Here is a 17,499-nt window from a genome sequence, read left to right on the forward strand (position 1 = left end):
CAGAACTTGACTGCGGACCTGGGCTCCACCCGAGTGGTCACCGCCCCTTGATCACAAGCACGACAACCAGGATCGCGACCAGCGCAGCGAGCCACTTCAAGCCGGTGAACACCTTGTCGAGCCTCTCCGTCAGCGCCCCGATGGGATTCCTGTCGTCCGCGCACACCGGCACCTGCGCTAAGCTGCCATCTCCCGGCAGGCTGACTTTCGGGTGATCGATGGCGAGATACACGACATATCCGCTGGCCGTTGCAGGCGCCTCCAAGGTGCAGCCATCCTTATCGGGTCTCAGGAACGCTCGGAATCCACCAGTCGGTGCAGCACCAGACGGGGTCGACGTGTAGACGCCCCGCAGGCACAGCCCCGCCTTGACTGCGGTGACCTGTCCTGCCTCAACGCCGTCGGCAAGCGCCTGCATGCTGCTCGCCGGCACGTCGCACCACGCCCACCACTGGGCCGGTTCTTGCATCTCATCATCGGACTCGTTATAGCCGAGCCTCGCCATGCCAAGCGGATCGTCCGAAAACGTGATGCCCAGTTCGTCCTGCAATTCGCGAAGGCCTCGCCGTTCTGTCACGCCGATCTCGCGAGCCGCGAAGGTGATGTGTACGGTACGCGTGTTGGTCTGCCCTTCCCCAATGATCGACAAACAGCAATCGTCCAGACGCGCCGTGCCCTGGACATAGGTCGCAAGCGTCGAATGGGTTGCCCCGCCGGCCGGCTCCAGTCGCCTGACGACCTGGATATCCTGCAGCGTGAGCCATAGCGACTTCGCCGGGTAGTACGCGTGCACGTTGCCATCGGCCCCGATCTGCTCGAGCGCATGGCCGGCGCACTCCCGGATTTCGCTGCGATTTTGTGCAGCCTCCTGTAGCGGGTCATGGCCTTCATGCCGGTGCCGTCCCTCGTAGCCAGCGAGTTGCCCGGCATCAGGAAATGCCAGGGGTGTCCGGGGCGCAATCCTGACGTTATCGAGAACGTCGTCGTGGCTACGGAAATCTGCAACAGACATTCCAGTACGGCCGATCGATGCAGCACGGGCGCGCGAGCGCATCCCGTATTGCGTATCGACGACGGGAAGCACGTCGCGAGCCGCCGTAGCAGGTGCTAGCTCGGGCATCGGCCCCGCGTGCGGATCCATGTACTGCGATCGAGGCGCATCCGAGACCTTCACGAGCGAAGGAAGCAGCCGGGTCAACAGGTCTGCGTACGGGGTAAGCAGCGGCAAGAACAGGCAGGCCAGTGACAGGTTGAACAACGTATGAAAATCGGCCACTACCCGCCCATTATCTGGTTCGATCCTGACCATCACGCAGCCGATCGGCGTGAGCGCTGCAAGCGCGATCACCACGCCGGCCGACAGAATGAGCAGATTGCCGACCGGCCCGCGCCGGGAAGCCGGATCGTGCGTTGCCGTCCCCTCCAGCACCGGGTGGATTGCAGCACCCAGGTTCGCTCCCATCACGAGTGCGAACGCGGTATCGGGCGGAACGACGTTCTGCGCGCCGAGCGACATGATCAGGAGTACGATTGCCACGTTCGAATCGGCGGCCCAGGTCAGGCCCGCTGCCAGCAAGACGTCGATCAGCGGCACAGTCGATGCGTCGCCCAGCAGCATCCGAAGGCTCGGCGCATCCTCGTAGTCCGTCATCAACTCCTGCAGGTGGTGTAGTGCAAGCAGCAGCAGGCCCAGACCAATGAACATGCGCCCCAACTCATGTGCGCGCGTGTTCGATACCTTGCGGAACATCAGCATGCCGACGAGTACCAGGGCAGGCGACACACTGTCGACTTCAAACGACAACGCCTGCACGATCAACGTCGTACCCACGTTCGCGCCGAGCATGACGGCTAGCGCAGGGACAAGGCCCACGCGCCCCTGCGCGGTGAACTCGCCCGTCATGACGGCGGTCGTCGCGCTGCTCTGCAGCACCGCCGTTACGCCCAACCCGCCGAAGAAGGCAGGGAGTCGTCCGTAAAGTACCCGTTCCAGCAGCGACCGAAGGCCGGCGCCGAATGCGCGTTGCATGCCGGTCTGAAGCATCTGCGTGCCGAGCAGCACCAGCGCAATCGAACCAGCAAGATCGATCAGCGTGAACGTGAATGTCATGACGCTCGCCTGTGGACACAATCCCTGTTGCAAGTGGCGTGCCATCAATGCGCGTCGGGTGCACATAGCGACTTGAAAGCCGAAATACAAAAATTCGCACGCTAAGCGAAAGAAAGTGTTTCAGCGTTGATACAGGCCTGCGGCTCTCGTGCAATGACCTTGGTTAGTTGCCACGGCCACGCGTGCCCGGCGAGCGAGCGGCGGCCTCACTGTCACGAGCCGGCCGCGCATGCCGCCGTTTTTTACGCTTCGACTTGGTTTCGACATTGAAACGCGCAGCGCGAACACGTCCACCGCAATTCACATTGGCCCGCGCTTGCGGACGTCGCTGACCGCGTCGAGCAACTGATACTTGCGGATCTTTTCGTAGAGGGTGCTCTTCGCGATGCCGAGCTGGCCGGCCGCCTTCGTCAGGTTGCCCGCATGACGCGCGAGCGCGCGGCGAATGGACTCCGCCTCGGCCGTCTTCAACGACTCCCCGGCCGCCGCCACCGGCAGGCCCGCAACAGGTGGCACCGCACACGCGTCGACTTCTGCGGCAGCGCCGATCTCGGCCGGCAGCGTGTCGATCGTGATCATCGGGCCATCGGACAGCAGCAGCGAACCTTCGATCGCGTTGCGCAATTCGCGCACGTTGCCGGGCCACGAATAGTTCAGCAGGTGCGCATACGCTTCGTCATCGAACGACCTTGGCGGAAGGCCGTAACACTCGCACAGGTGCGCGAGCCAATGCGCGATGAGCGCCGGCAGATCCTCGCGCCGCTCGCGCAAGCTCGGAATCGACACGGTCGTCACCGCGATCCGGTAGTACAGATCCATCCGAAACGCGCCCTTCGCGACGGCATCCTTGAGCGCGCGGTGCGTCGCGGCGACCAGCCGGAAGTTCACCTTGCGCGGCGCATTCTCGCCGAGACGATAGATCTCGTTCTCTTCCAGCACGCGCAGCAGATGCGGCTGAATATCGAGCGGCATCTCGCCGATCTCGTCAAGGAACAGCGTGCCGCCATCGGCGGCTTCGATCTTGCCCGCCGCACCGGACTTGCGCGCGCCGGTGAACGCGCCTTCCGCGTAACCGAACAGTTCGCTGGCGAGCAGATCCCTCGACAGCCCGCCGCAGTTGAGCGCGACGAATGGACCGTCGGCACGATCGCTTGCCTGATGAATGCCCTGCGCGAACAGCTCCTTGCCAACGCCGGTTTCGCCGAGCAACAACACGGGCACCCGGGACGGCGCGAGCTGGCGAGCCCTTCCGACCGCCGCGCGCAACACGGCACTGACGCCGACGATGCGTTCGAACGCGTGCTGCGGGCCGCCTTGCCGCTCCCGCTCCCGCCCTCGCGCAACCGGGACGGCCCCGCGCGGGTTCGCAACGCCAGCCATCACGATCAGGTAGCCGAGCACGTCCGCGCCCTCGCGCACGGCCTCGATATGGCAGTAACGCAGCCACGCCGGCGCATCCGCGGAAACGACGACGTCGCCGCGCAGCGACAGACCGGACACCACGAAGCCGGCGTCGAGCCGGATATCGAATCCGAGCCGACGCAGCACGGGGACGACTTGCGCATTCGCCTTCACGAGCCGGCCATCTTCGTCGACGACGAGCACCGCGTCGGTGGGCGACGCACCGAAGCGCGATGCGCAACGGTCGAGCAGGCGCATCCGGCGCGCCATCCCTTCCTTCGCGAGCCGACTTTCTATGCGGCCCGCGAGCGACACGGCAAGCGCGAGGCTGTACTGGTTGTAGGTGTCGGCGAGCCCCGACACGTCGATTACGCCCAGAACGTGCCCGTCTCGCGGATCCTGGATCACGGTGGCCGAGCAGGTCCAGCGCTTGATGCCCGCGCAGAAGTGTTCGGCGCCATGGATCTGCACCGGCTGCCTGAGCGCGAGCGCCGTGCCGATCGCATTGGTGCCGCAGTTCAGTTCGGTCCAGTCGCAGCCCGGAATCAGCCCGACTTCGCGCGCGGGCTCGACGATCCGCATGTCGCCTTCCTGCTGGAGGATCATCCCGGCCGGATCGGCCAGCAGCATCACCGTGCCCGTCTGCGCGAGGAAATCACGCGTGTGCTGCATCAGCGGCAGGCTGGCATCGATCAGGTGGGCATTCGACATGCGCCACTGGACGAGGCGGTCTTCGTCGAGCGGCGGCGGCGCGTGATGCACGCCAGGATCGACGTGGCCAACCACGCATCGCTGCCACGAATCGTCGACGACGCCGCGCACGTCGGGCGAGCGCCAGTCGCTTCCCGTCACGAGGTTTTCCCAGGCGGTCATGATGCTGGCGTCATGCTGCGGACTGGGAAACCAGTCCATCGGCGTGCCTCTCTGTTGCATGAGTGTCTCCTGACGGTCCGGTGGGGCGCGAACCGTGGGGCCGTCGTGGCAGCCCTTTCCTGACGTTTGGAATCGCTCGGTCGTAGCGGGCGACGAGCGTTTGCACATCCTACTCCGATCCTCTACTCCGATCCTGTACTCCGATCCGCCACGGGCGGCGGACCCGCGGCAAGTCACAACAAGCAAGGTGCGCGCCAGGGTTCGTTCGCGGCGATCGGATGTGCGGCCCGGCGCGTGTGCTGCACGTCGTCTCGCAACGGCGACCGAAAACAAACCGGCCGTTCGAAAATCGAACGGCCGGAAATCGAACGCTTCCAGACGGGTTTACAAACGCGATACCGAAGCGAGGCCGGCAGGATCGGCCCCGACAACGCGGCCCAATGACGCGACCTCGACGGCATCAAACCTCAGATCATTCCGCGCGCTCCGGAATCGGCAGCTTCACCCACTCAGCGTAAAACGCATCGATGTCGGGCTCGAAGTCGTGAATGACCGGGTACCACGGCGTCGGTGCCTCGACGTCATGCATCGCGCCGCAGGTCGGGCAGTAGTACTCGCGATACACCTGCCATTGCGTGTCGGGTGCCATCAGCCGTGGATAGACCTCGTCCATTTCCTCCGCCGAGTCACGCACGAAGATGCTTGCGTGCAGCTTCCAGTTCTCGCGGTAATCGCAGAACACGTGGCCGCAATCGCATTGCGTGACCCATTTCTTCGTGGCCTTCTGCTGCACGATGTACAGATGCGGACCGAGCGGCAGCACGATGCGGTCCTGCCAGCCGAGCTTTTTCTGCAGCGCATCGACGTACATCTGGAAGCGCTCGCCGTCCTTCGGCATCGACAGCATGCGCAACGTGGTGTCCCAGTCGAGCTTGCCGTCGACCATGTTCCGGATCTGATCCCTGGTGTAAGTAGACATCTCCACTCCTCAATATTGGTTGCACGGTGGCCGGCGCGGGTTACTCCTCGACCAGCACCACGGTATTGACGTCGGGCATCTTCGACAGATCCATGCGGAATTTCGAGCCATACGTCGGCACATCCAGTTCGTCCTCCGTGAGCGTCCACGTGTCCGGCAGATCCCAGAACGTGCGGAACTTCTGCTCGAATTTCGTCGACAGACCGAAACTCGTCGCGAACATGTGCTGTACCTGCGTCGACGCGTGCTTGACCAGGATCCGCTCGCGCTCGCTCTTCATCCACTCGCGCGTCGGCTGCGAACGCGCGAGACGCGCGTTGCGAATCTCGATGCGTTGCAGCGCGGTGGCCTTCGCGTCGACCGTCCAGATGCCGTTGCCGTCCCGGGTCGCCACCGCGCCGTAGACCTTCTGCGCATATTCGGGAAGCAGCAACGCGTTGTTGAGGTCGCGCTCGATCGCATCGATCTCGCGGTCGAGCGGATCGCCGAAGCCCGGGCCGCCGCGCAGGTAGTTCAGATAGAGGTCGTAGTTCGAGTAGCAGTCCTCCGTGGTCATGCACTGCTGGTCGCGCTTGACGACCGCGCCGGCGTTCAGGTGGTTTTCGTAGTCGGGCAGGTCGGGGTTCGTATCGCCGCCGAGCGGCAGGCTCTCGCCGAGCGCGATGCGCTCCTCGATGCCCGTGCGGTGCGCTTCGAACCGGTATCCGGTCGCGGCCGGATAGCCGCCCATCAGGCCCCAGTCGCTGTTCATGTAGCCGTTGCCCATGAAGAACATCGTCCAGTCCTGCGCCTTCCACACCATGCGCAGCGTCTCGAATCCGCAGCCGCCGCGGTACTTGCCGTAGCCGCCCGAGTTCGTCTTCACGTTGCGGCCGAGATACAGCAGCGGTTCGGCCATCTCCCAGATCTCGATGTCGCCCATGTCGCCTTCGGGGTTCCAGATCGCGGCCGCGTGGTTCAGGCCGTCCTTGATCGCGCAGGCCCCGGTGCCGCACGACGACGCCTCGAAGCTGTTCACCGCGTGGATGTCGCCGTCCTGGTTGATCCCGCCGCCCTGCAGCCAGTTCGACGTGTTCGCGTTCCCCGCGTTGACTTCCTCGAGATAGCCGCGGCTGAAGTACGCCTGCGACAGGCCGCGCCACATCGCGCTCCAGCCGGACACCAGGAAATGCCATGCGTACGCGTGCCCCGTGCGGCGATCGTCGGGGTTCATCCACGCGCCCTTCGGCAGGTGGAACTCGGTGCCGAAGTACGCGCCGTCGTTGATGCGCTGCGTCGGCACCAGCGTCTGCGTCATCATCACCCAGAGGCCGCTCGTGAACGCGACCTGGTGCGCGTTGTACGAGTGCCAGCCCCAGCGGCTCGCACCTTCGAAGTCGAGACGCCACGAGCCATCCTTGCGGATCTCCATTTCGACCGGCGAATGCATGATCGAGTCGAGTTTCGCGAACGCCGACGACGTCTGCACGTCGGGATGGTTGTACGGCACGTCGACGAATGCGACCTTGCGATACTTGCCGGGCAGCGTCATCGCCTTGATGCGGGTCTGCAGGCCGCGCCGCCCTTCCTCGATCACCTCGTACGCGAACTTCTCGTACGCGTCGAGGCCTTCCTCGTCGATCACCTCCTCGATCAGGTCGCGGATCATGTGGCAACCGGCGATTCGCGTGCGCTCGTCGAGAATCCAGTACTTCGGCGTGCGTACCGAACGCTGGCTCTCGTGCAGCCAGTCGCGCAGCGGCGTGTCGTTCACACCCGTCTTGCGACACGTGATCATGTAGCCGTCGCCGAACCGTTGCACCTGGCCGGTCGACATCGAGCCCGGCGTCACCGCACCCGTGTCGATCACGTGCGTCACGCCGCCCACCCAGCCGACCAGCTTGTCGTGCGCGAAGATCGGCACGATCGTCGCGATGTCGCACGGGTGGACGTTGCCGATCGAGCAGTCGTTGTTGGTGAACATGTCGCCGGGGTGGATGCCCGGATTGGCTTCCCAGTTGTTTTCGATCATGTACTTGATCGCCGCACCCATCGTGCCGACGTGGATGATGATCCCGGTCGACGTGAGCACGCAGTCTCCCGCGGCGTTATAGAGCGTGAAGCACAGCTCGCCCTCCTGCTCGACGATCGGGCTCGCGGCGATCTTCTTCGCCGTCTCGCGCGCATGCACGAGGCCGCCGCGCAGTTTCGAGAACATCTTTTCGTAGCGGATCGGATCGCGCTCGCGCAACTCGAGACGCTCGAGGCCGTTGTAGTGCCCCGACTCCGCGGTGCGCCCGAGAATGCCGTCACGGAATTGCTTGAGCGTCTGGCCGTTCTTCAGCAGATCGGCGAACCCGATCTCCTTGCTGGACATCATGTTCATCGCGTGTCTCCTTACTTGACTTCTCTGAGATGGAAGAGGCGGTGCTTGTCGAGCTTCGTCGCAAATCCCTTCGGCACCACGAAGGTCGTCGCGTCCGACTCGATGATCGCGGGCCCGACGATCTCGTTGCCCGGCTGCAGCGCCTCCATCCGCCACAGGGTCGCGTCGTGCCATTGCTTGTGCCGGTACAGCGGACGGGTGCCGACGCGCGCGTCGGCGGGCGGTGCGAGGCCACCGGACGCGTCTTCCGGCAGCACCGGCTTCTGCGTGATGACCATCCCGCGCATGATCGCGCCCGTGACCGAGAAGCCCAGTTCGGGCGAGCGCGCGGAGCTCGCATACACGCGGCCGTAGGTTTCCTCGAACGCGTCGACGATGCGGTCCCAGTCGCCCGCGTCGTTTGCGCTGGCAATCGGCGATTCGATCTCGAGATCGTTGAGCTGCCCCATGTACTGCATCCGGAAGCCCGGACGCAGGATCACGTCCTTCTCGCTGAAGCCGTTGATGCGGAATTCCTCGATCACCTTGGCGGCAAGCTCCGACCAAGCCTGCTGAATCGTCTGCGCGGCCCGCGCCTTGTCGGCGTCAGGCACGAGTTGCGGCAGCGCGAGATCGACGCTCTTGTCGTAGCGGTATTCGAAGTCCGCGCACGCGCATCCGAATGCCGAGAAGCCGGCGGCCCAGGCCGGCACCACGACATCCTTGAAACCGAGACCTTCCGTGTAGCCATAGGTGTGGACGGGGCCTGCGCCGCCATACGAGAAGCAGACGAACTCGGTCGGGTTGTAGCCCTTCGCGCTGACGTTGGAGCGCAGGTATTCGCGCAGTTGCAGGTCCAGCAGTTCGATCACGCCTGCCGCCGCGTCTTCGACCGAGAGCCCGAGCGGGTCCGCAATCTGCGCCTTGATATGCTCGCGGGCGCGATTCACGTCGAGCTTGATCTGTCCGCCGAGGAAGTTGTCCGGGTTCAGGTAGCCAAGCACGACGTGGCAATCCGACACCGAGACGGTGGTAAGGCCGCTGTCGGCCCAGCAGGTGCCGACGCGATAGCCGGCGCTGTCCGGGCCGAGCTTGATCGCGCCGCTGTACGGATCGAGCCGCACGAAGCTGCCGGCACCCGCACCGACCGAATCCATCGTGACGAGCGGCAGTGACAGCACGAGGCGGGCCATGTCCGGATCGGACGCGATCGCGAACTTGCCCTTGGTGATCAGCGCCATGTCGAACGACGTGCCGCCGATATCCGAACAGGCGATGTTGTCGTAGCCGAGCGCCTCGCCGAGCAGCTTCGAGCCGATTACGCCGCCGATCGGCCCGGAGACGATCGTGCGCGCGAGTTCCTTCGCCTTCCAGCTGATCGTGCCGCCATGCGTCGCCATCACGCGCAGATCGAATTTCGCGCCGTGCTTGCGGAAGCGGTCGCTGACCTTCTTCAGCGTCTGCCGCGACGGCTCGGCCGCGTACGCCTCGAGCACGGTCGTGTTCATCCGGTGGCTTTCCTTGCGCTGCGGATAGTAGTCGACCGATGCGAACACGGGGATGTCGACACCACTCGCGCTCAGTTCGTCGCGCACGATGTCGCGCGCTTCGCGCTCGCTCGTCGCGTTCTTGTGCGACTGCAGGAAGCAGATGACGATCGCCTTCGCGCCGGCCGCGACGAGTTCCCGCGTGGCCTGCCGCACTTCGCGCTCCCGCAGCGGAATGACGATTTCGCCCTGCACGTCCGTGCGCTCCGTGACGCCACGCGTACGCGACAGCGGCACGAGCGGCTCGTCGTAGCGGTGCGTGTTCAGGTGGATGCGTTCTTCGAGCGCGTAGCCGAGGTAGCTCTGGATCGCGCGCCCCATCAGATGCACGTGCTCGAAGCCCTTGTTGACGAGCAGGCCGACATCGAGCCCCTTGCGCTGGACGACGCGGTTGAGCATCGCCGTGCCCGAATACACGCAGGTGACGAGTTCCGGATAGACGTCGTCGACGTCGCGTTGCCAGTGCGCGAGCGCATCCTGAGACGAGTTGAAGATCGCGAGCGATTCGTCCTCCGGATTGCTTTGCGCCTTGCCGACGACGAACCGTCCGTCCGCACGCACGAAGAAGGTATCGGTCATCGTGCCGCCCGCATCGATGCCCAATACCTGGACTTGCGAAAGTCCTTCCATGGTGATGTCTCCATTGATTGAAGTCGTGATGAGCCGCGTTCGGTTCGACGCGCATTGACGTTCGAACTGCGCCGTCGGCTCATCTGGCAAAAGGCAACAACCGTGCCAAACGATCAATCGGGAGAGTGGATGGCGGCGAAGCCCCGCCGGACGGGGCGCGCAGCGATGCGGCCGAGTGTACGGCCGCTTGATGGCGCTTCGACGCAACGGCCGAGCGACCGGATTCCGGTCTGGCGGGGCGTACGAATGTCGGTCGGCGTCGGCCGCCGGTCGCGCTAGAACCGCGTCGACAAGCCAATCCGCGCGAGCGTCTGCGAGCGGTTGCTCGCCGCGGCCCCAGGCTGCAGCAGCGCGTTGATCCACGCCTGCGTCACCGCGTTGTCGCCGCTCGCCCGCTGGTAGATCGCCTCGACGTAGGCGAACGTGCGCTTCGAGAAGCGGTATTGCACCGCAGCGGTCGCCTGATGCGCGCGGTTGCCGTCGAGCGCCGCGTTGCCGTGCATGTACGCGTAGTCGAGACCGGCCGACCACGGCCCCGAGATCGTCCACAGTGCGCTCGCCTTGTAGACGTCGATCTTCGCGCCGGTCGCGGTGTTCTTCGTGTTCGTGTACAGCAGCATCGCGAGCACGCTCGGGAACTGGTAGTGCGCGCCGAACCCATAATTTCGGATCCCTTCATGACCGTTGCCGAGCTGCGGATACTTGACGTCGACGTAGGCCGCGCCGAGGCCGAGCGGCCCGTTCTCGTAGTTCAGGCCGAAGCTCGTCGTCGCATTCGCGGAGAACGCGCCCGGCACGCCGCCGAATCCGTACAGCGCGCCGACTGTGAAGCCCGCGATCGCGGGGCTGCGGTACTTGACCGAGTTCGGCACGCGCGTCGCGCCCGCCATCCGGTCGAAGTCGAACGATCCGGTCGGGTTGTTCGGCACGCCGAGCGCGGCGAACGGGCCCTGCCGGAAGTCGTAGATGCCGCCGAACAGGAACGCGCCGTCGAACCGGCCGAGCGTCAGCGTCTCGAACATGAAGTCGTACTGATTGCCGAACGTCAGCGTGCCGTAACGGTCGTTCGACAGCCCGACGAGCGACGTGCGGTTGAAAATCTGGCCCGCGCCCGGAATCGTCGAGCCGTTGCCGAGATCGAACTGCGACGTCAGCTCGAACAGCGCCTTGTTGCCGCCGCCGAGATCCTCGGTGCCCTTGAAGGTCAGCAGGTTCGGCGCGAACACGCCGCTATCGAACAGCGTCGTCGCGCCGCCGTGCTGGTTGTTCACGTAGGTCACGCCCGCGTCGATCATCCCCGACAGCGTGACGCTGCTCTGCGCCGACGCGAGCGCCGGCATGGACAGTGCGCATGCGCACGTCCATTTGATCGTGTTGCTCTTCATCTATGTCTCCTGTTTGTCGCTTTGGTCGCGTTGGTCGCGTTGGACTACCTGCCTGCCGACGATGCGCACCGGCACCGCGGTCAATCCGGCACCCTCGCACGGGCCGTCGACGCACCGCCCGTCCTCGAAGCGGAACATCGCGCTGTGATGCGCGCACATCAGCCATTGCGCGTCGTAGGTCCAGAACGTGCCCGGTTCGTAGTTCAGCGGGATCGAGAAATGCGGACAGACGTTGCGATACGCCCAGGCTTCGTCGCACCGGCGCAGCACGACGACATCCGCGCTGTCGGGCGTGCCGGCATCCGCATCGGCGGGCACCGTGTCGTGAACGGCGCCCGCCACGCACAGCGCGCCGCCGTCCGGCACATCGTCGAGCGCGCACAGCCAGCCGCACGCGAGTTCGGCGTTCATCCCTGCCGCTCCGACGCCGTCGCCGGGTGTGCAGCGCTCAGCACGAAATCCCGCCGCACGTCGAAGAACGGCGCATCGACGCCCCACGCGCGTGCGGCGTCGGCGCTGTCGTTGCGCACGTAGTCGACGACGAGCGACGGCTTCACGCCAAACACGGCGTCGGACCCGGCATACGGATCGTCGGCGGCGAACAGCGCGGTGGTCAGCATGTCGTAGCCGGGCGCCGCGATCAGGAAATGCACATGCGCAGGCCGCATCGGGTGCCGGCCGGTCGCCATCAGCATCGCGCCCGCCGGACCGTCGGTCGGGATCGGGTACGGCGTCGGCTTGATCGTCACGAACGCATAGCTGCCGTCGTCGCGGGTCCGGAAGCGGCCGCGCAGGTTGCTCTCGGGCTGGCCGGGATCCTGGCCTTCGTACATCCCGTTGTTCGCGGTCTCCCACACTTCGAGCAGCGCGCCGGCGACGGGCTCGCCCGTCGTATCTAGCACGCGTCCATGCATCACCGCCGTCTCGCCTTCCGTGTGCGCAATCCGCGCGCCGTACGCCGCGTCGTGCGCGCCGTCGCGATAAAACGGCCCGAGCAGGCTGCTGTCGGTCGCGCCGCTGTCGTGCCGGTGATGCAGCGCGTCGACGAGGATCGACAGGCCGAGCGTGTCCGACAGCAGGATGAATTCCTGCCGGATGCCGTCGCACATCTTTCCGGCCGCAGTCAGGAACTCGATCCCCTGCCGCCACTCGCCGGGCGTCAGCACGACCTCGCGCGCGAAGTCGTGCAGGTGCCGCACGAGCGCGGTCATGATCGTCTTCAGCCGCGCGTCGTCACAGCCCGAGAACGTCGCGAGCACCGTATCGGTGATGCCGTGCACGGCGTCATCCGTAGTCGATTGCGTTGTCATCTCATCTCCTCCTCATGCACGATGCGCGGCCGGCCCGCCGTCTTCATGACGGGCATCGCCACCGGGTGTCGCGCGCGGTTCTGCCGGCGACGCCGGCGCGTCAGGAAACACCACTCGGCGGCCGAGCGGGAACAGCTGCAGGCCGTAGCGTTCCGCCACGAAGCCCCAGATGCCGCGCGGAAAGAACGTCGTCACGACGATCGCGAGCACGCCGAGCCCGATCAGGTACAGCGTCCCGTAGTCGGACAGGAACTTGTTCAGCAGATAGAACAGCAGCGCGCCGATGATCGGCCCTTCGAGCGTGCCGAGCCCGCCGATCAGCACCATGAAGATCGCGAACGCGGTCCAGTTCACCGAGAACGCGGCATCCGGCGAGATCCGCAGGTTGCCGACGAAATACAGGCCGCCCGCGAGCGCCGCGCCGGCCGCGGCCACCACGTACACCGCGAGCCGCACGCGGCGCACGTCGATGCCCTGGCTGCCCGCGGCCACCGCGTTGTCGCGCATCGCGCCGAGCGCGAGCCCCGCGCGCGAACGCAGGAATACGTACAGCAGCCCGAGCGTCGCGACCGCGATCGCGAGCGCGAGCCAGACCGTCAGCGCGTCGCGCAGCGCGCGCGGCACGTCGGCGAGCGCGGTGAGGCTCGTGCCCGATCCGCCGCCAAGCGCGGACACGTTCGCGAACGTGAGCCGGCATACCTCGGCGATCACCCACGTGCCGATCGCGAAATACCCGCCTTCGAGCCGGAACGCGACGAGCGACACGGGCACCGCGAGCGCCGCCGCGATCAACGCGGCGAGCGGCACCGCGACGAACGGCGACACGCCGCACACGTTCGCGAGGATCAGCATCGCGTAGCCGCCGATCCCGAAGAACGCCTGCTGGCCGATCGACACCATCCCGCCATAGCCGGCGAGCAGGTTCCACATCAGCGCGAACACGAGATAGGCGACGAACTGCGTGAGGTCGTGCATCGTGTCGCGGCCGGCCCACATCGGCGCGAATGCGAACGCGACGGCCACCGCGAGCCCGGCCACGAGTGCAACGCGGCTCGCACGGGTCGTGCGGCGCACGTCGAACGTCTGCGCGGCGGCCAACGACTGCCCGCGCTCCATGCCAGTGCCGGTGCTGGCCTGCGACGGCGCGCGCCTGAATTGCATGATCATCGTGTGACTCCTTACGCGGTCTTCGTCTTCGGAAACAGGCCCTGCGGTCGCGCGACCAGCACGGCGAGGAACAGCACGTGGCCGAGCCAGATGCCCCAGCCCGGGTCGAATGCGAACCCGGCCTGCTGCGCGATGCCGAGTGCGATGCCGCCCGCGAACGTGCCCCAGAACGAGCCCATCCCGCCGATGATCACGGCCTCGAATGCATACAGCAGCAACCCGGGGCCGTCCGACGGCGACACGGCGGTGCGCATCGCGTAGAGCGCGGCCGCCGCCGCGATCAGCACGAACGCGATGCCCATCGCGAGCGCGTACATGCGCCGGTGCGATACGCCCATCAACTGCACGATCTCGCGGTCGTCCGACGTCGCGCGCAGCGCGCGTCCGAGCGGCGTCTTGCCGAACAGCCACTGCAGCGCGAAGGTCAGCAGCACGGCAACCGCGAGCGTGACGAGCGGCAGGTAGCCGACCGCGATGCCGCCCGGTAGCGTCACGCTGCGCGTTTCGAAGCCGCCGATCGGCAGCGAGCGCGGGTCGGCCGAGAACAGCTGCTGCAGCACGTTCTGGATCACGATCGACAGCCCGAACGTGACGATCAGCGACGGCAGCGGATCGCGGCCGCTCACGCGGTTGAGCAGACCGAGCTGCAGCAGGTAGCCGGCCGCGAACGCGATCGCCAGCGCGGCCGGAATCGCGAGCGCTAGCGGCACGTGCGCGACGCCCGTGAGCGCGAACAGTACGAATGCCAGCAGCACGATGAAATCGCCGTGCGCGGTGTTGGTGAGCCGCATCACACCGAACACGAGCGACTGCCCGAGCGCGAGCAGTCCGTACAGCGCGCCGAGCAGCACGCCCTGGATCACGAGGTTGACGAATGCGTTCATGCGAGGACTCCGAAATACGCTTGCGTGATCGCGTCGTCGGAGACGTCCGCCGAGACGCCGGACAGCGACACGCGTCCTTCCTGGAAGCAGTAGAACCGCGCCGACACGCTGCGCGCGAGCGCGACGTCCTGCTCGACGATCAGCGCGCTCATCCCATCGCCGACGATCGACGGCAGCGCCGCATAGATCTCGCGCACGACCACCGGCGCGAGCCCGAGCGACAGCTCGTCGCACATCAGCAGGTCGGGATTGCTCATCAGCGCGCGGCCGATCGCGACCATCTGCTGCTGGCCGCCCGACAGCGCGGTCGCGGGCTGGTTGCGGCGCTCCTTCAGCACCGGGAACAGCGCATACACGGCCGCGAGGTTCCAGCGCCCCGGCCGCCCCGAATACGCGCCGAGCAGTAGGTTCTCCTCGACCGACAGGCTCGGAAACAGCCGCCGCCCCTCCGGCACGAGCGCGATGCCCTTGCCGACGATCCGCGATGCGGGCGCGGCGCCGATCGGCTCGCCGCGCCAGACGATCTGCTCGGATCGCGCGCGCAACAGCCCGGCGACGGATTTCAGGAAGGTCGACTTGCCCGCGCCGTTCGCGCCGATCAGCGCGACGATCTCGCCGCGCGCGACCGTCACGTCGACGCCGTAGAGCGCCTGGAAATCGCCATAGAACGCGGTCAGTCCGACCGTGCGCAGCAGTGCGCCGCCGGTGCGTGCGTCGTGTGCGTCATGTGTGTCGTGTGTCATGTCACGCCTCCAAGCCGAGATAGACCCGCCTGACTTCCGGGTCGGCCATCACGTCACGCGGCAAGCCTTCGGCGATCTTCTTGCCGAAATTGATCACGAGCAGCCGGTCCGCGACTGCGAGCAGCGCATGCGTCACATGCTCGATCCACACGATCGTCGCGCCACGCGCCTTGATCTCGCGGATCTCGTCGATCAGCGCGTGGGTCTCCGCGTCGGTGAGCCCGCCCGCGATTTCGTCGAGCAGCAGCAGTTGCGGCTGCGTCGCGAGCGCACGCGCGAGTTCGAGCCGCTTGCGGTCGAGCAGCGTCAGCGATCCGGCGAGCTGGTTCGCGCGGCGCTTTAACCCGGTGCGTTCGAGCACGTCGACGCACAGCGCGTCGGCCGCATCGCCGGCCAGCGCGCCGCCGAACGTCGCGCCGACGAGCAGGTTCTCGAACACCGTCATCGCGCCGAACGGCCGCGGCACCTGGTACGAGCGGCCGATCCCCGCCGCGCAGCGCCGGTGCGCGGACAGCGCGCCGATATCCGCGCCGTCGAACTCGACCTGCCCCGCATCCGGCTTCGCGTCGCCGCTGACGAGGTTGAACAGCGTGGTCTTGCCCGCGCCGTTCGGGCCGAGAATGCCGTAGGTTTCGCCCCGCGCAACCGCGAAGCTGATGTCGTCGGTGACCGTCAGCGCGCCGTAGCGCTTCGAGACCCCGGTCAGCCTGAGCAGCGTGTCCATTGCGCGCCCCCGTCAGCCGATCAGTTTCAGCGGGCCCGTGAGCGGCACGGCCGGCGCGAGCTGGTTGTTGACGATCGCGAGGTCGAAGCGGTGCTTCGTGCCCTTCACCCACTGGCCGCCGACGAGCGGCGTCTTCGCGACATTCTTCACGGGGCCGCTGCCCCACGCGACGCGGCCGACCACGGTGTCGAGCTTCGTCGCCGCGAGCGCGTCGCGCACCGACTCGTTCGAATCGAGATCTTTCGCGCGCTTGAGCGCATCGACGGCGATCTCGAACAGCGCATGTGCGAACCCGATCGGCTGCGTCCACTGCTTGCCGGTCGACTGCTCGTACGCGTCGGCGAGCGCGCGCGCCGGCTGCCCGGTCAGCGACGACTTGAACGGATGCGACGGCGACCACCACACTTCGGTCGACAGCCCGTTGCCGAGATCGCCGAGCGCCTCGATCGACGTCGGGAACAGCAGCGCCTTGCCGATCGAGATCACCTTCGGCCGGAAGCCCTGCTGGCGCGCCTGCACGAGGAAGTTCTTCGCGTCGGGCGGAATCACGACGCCGGTGACGATCTGCGTGTTCGCCTGCCGGAACGCGGCGATCTGCGCGGAGAAGTCCTGTGTCATGCTCTGGAAGCGGCCGGGGTCCTTCAGCGTGAAGCCCTTCTGCGCGAGCACCGGCGGAAAGCCGAGCTTCGGGTCGCCCCACGCGTTGCCGTCGCCGTCGTTCGGGAACAGGCCGCCGACCGCCTTGTTGGTCTGCACCGCCTGCCACATGCCCGTGTAGACGGCGATCACGTCCTCGAGCCCCCAGAAGAAGTGATACGTGAAGCGAAAGCCCTTCTTCGGGTCACCCTTGCGCCCGAAGAACCACGGCTGCCACGGCACGACCGTCGACACGCACGGCGTCTCGTTCAGCTCGCACGCGTCGCACACGGGGTTCGCGGTTTCCGGTGTGCCGGACACCAGCATGATGTCGACCTTGTCCTTCAGGATCAGGTCGCTCGCGACCTCGCCCGCGCGGTTAGGGTTCGACTGGCTGTCCTTCACGAGGATCGAGACGGGAAACGTCTTGCCGCCGATCGCGATGCCGTTCTTCAGCGCGGCCTGCATCTGCTGGATCGTGAAGCGGTCCGCTTCGCCGAACGGCGCCAGTGGGCCCGTCTGCGGAGATACGTAGCCGATCTTCAGCGTGCGCGTGCCGGCCGCGCGCGCCAACGGGGTGAACGAAGGTGCCGCGGCGAGCAGCAGGCCGCTGCCGGCGAGCGTGATCAAACGGCGGCGCATGCCGTCGTGGGGTGGGCGTTTCATTGTCGTCTCCCGAACCTGAATGTCCCGACCGGTCTGGCGCCGGTCGTCTGTTGCGGTTGGCCGCGAATCTGCACCGCGCGCCGGGAATCCGGTGCGCGGT

The 17,499-nt window shown here is 66.3% G+C and carries 13 protein-coding genes and 1 pseudogene; all 14 read right to left on the reverse strand.

Features of this window, described 5'->3' with window-relative positions; all coding sequences use genetic code 11:
* Positions 1-37: 37 nt before the first annotated feature.
* Positions 38-2,110, reverse strand: coding sequence for a Na/Pi symporter (locus tag G3N94_RS03290; RefSeq protein WP_205790663.1), 2,073 nt, complete (start codon positions 2,108-2,110; stop codon positions 38-40).
* Positions 2,111-2,273: 163 nt separating this feature from the next.
* A pseudogene (locus tag G3N94_RS42150) lies at positions 2,274-2,522 on the reverse strand (hypothetical protein); the annotation flags it as partial.
* Positions 2,411-4,444 (reverse strand): sigma-54-dependent Fis family transcriptional regulator, encoded by a 2,034-nt coding sequence (locus tag G3N94_RS03295; protein WP_241021544.1) that lies wholly within the window; start codon positions 4,442-4,444, stop codon positions 2,411-2,413. The gene G3N94_RS03295 and the pseudogene G3N94_RS42150, both read right to left, overlap by 112 nt.
* Before the next feature lie 412 nt (positions 4,445-4,856).
* Positions 4,857-5,363 (reverse strand): acetone carboxylase subunit gamma, encoded by a 507-nt coding sequence (locus tag G3N94_RS03300; RefSeq protein WP_205790664.1) that lies wholly within the window; start codon positions 5,361-5,363, stop codon positions 4,857-4,859.
* A 40-nt stretch (positions 5,364-5,403) separates the two neighbouring features.
* Positions 5,404-7,728: a hydantoinase B/oxoprolinase family protein gene (locus G3N94_RS03305; RefSeq protein ID WP_205790665.1), complete on the reverse strand. Its 2,325-nt coding sequence runs from the start codon at positions 7,726-7,728 to the stop codon at positions 5,404-5,406.
* 11 nt (positions 7,729-7,739) lie between these two features.
* On the reverse strand, positions 7,740-9,884 hold the full coding sequence (locus G3N94_RS03310) for a hydantoinase/oxoprolinase family protein (RefSeq protein WP_205790666.1): 2,145 nt from the start codon (positions 9,882-9,884) through the stop codon (positions 7,740-7,742).
* A gap of 275 nt (positions 9,885-10,159) precedes the next feature.
* Positions 10,160-11,269: a porin gene (locus G3N94_RS03315; protein WP_205790667.1), complete on the reverse strand. Its 1,110-nt coding sequence runs from the start codon at positions 11,267-11,269 to the stop codon at positions 10,160-10,162.
* Positions 11,270-11,680 (reverse strand): Rieske 2Fe-2S domain-containing protein, encoded by a 411-nt coding sequence (locus G3N94_RS03320; protein ID WP_205790668.1) that lies wholly within the window; start codon positions 11,678-11,680, stop codon positions 11,270-11,272. It lies immediately after the preceding gene.
* Complete coding sequence (locus G3N94_RS03325; RefSeq protein WP_205790669.1) at positions 11,677-12,579, reverse strand: intradiol ring-cleavage dioxygenase; 903 nt, start codon at positions 12,577-12,579, stop codon at positions 11,677-11,679. The genes G3N94_RS03320 and G3N94_RS03325 overlap by 4 nt, the downstream gene beginning before the upstream one ends.
* Before the next feature lie 12 nt (positions 12,580-12,591).
* A complete protein-coding gene (locus tag G3N94_RS03330) occupies positions 12,592-13,746 on the reverse strand; it encodes a branched-chain amino acid ABC transporter permease (RefSeq protein WP_241021545.1) in 1,155 nt (384 codons plus the stop codon).
* Between the two features lie 11 nt (positions 13,747-13,757).
* Complete coding sequence (locus G3N94_RS03335) at positions 13,758-14,630, reverse strand: branched-chain amino acid ABC transporter permease (RefSeq protein ID WP_205790670.1); 873 nt, start codon at positions 14,628-14,630, stop codon at positions 13,758-13,760.
* A complete protein-coding gene (locus G3N94_RS03340) occupies positions 14,627-15,373 on the reverse strand; it encodes an ABC transporter ATP-binding protein (protein ID WP_205790671.1) in 747 nt (248 codons plus the stop codon). The genes G3N94_RS03335 and G3N94_RS03340 overlap by 4 nt, the downstream gene beginning before the upstream one ends.
* 1 nt (position 15,374) lies before the next feature.
* Complete coding sequence (locus tag G3N94_RS03345; RefSeq protein ID WP_205790672.1) at positions 15,375-16,097, reverse strand: ABC transporter ATP-binding protein; 723 nt, start codon at positions 16,095-16,097, stop codon at positions 15,375-15,377.
* Between the two features lie 12 nt (positions 16,098-16,109).
* Positions 16,110-17,399 carry an ABC transporter substrate-binding protein gene (locus tag G3N94_RS03350; protein WP_241021546.1) on the reverse strand — a complete coding sequence of 430 codons (1,290 nt, stop codon included), beginning with the start codon at positions 17,397-17,399 and terminating at the stop codon, positions 16,110-16,112.
* Positions 17,400-17,499 lie beyond the last annotated feature (100 nt).

Origin of the sequence: Burkholderia sp. Ac-20353 (assembly GCF_017104785.1) — a bacterium.
In the GTDB taxonomy this organism is placed as follows: Bacteria; Pseudomonadota; Gammaproteobacteria; order Burkholderiales; family Burkholderiaceae; genus Burkholderia.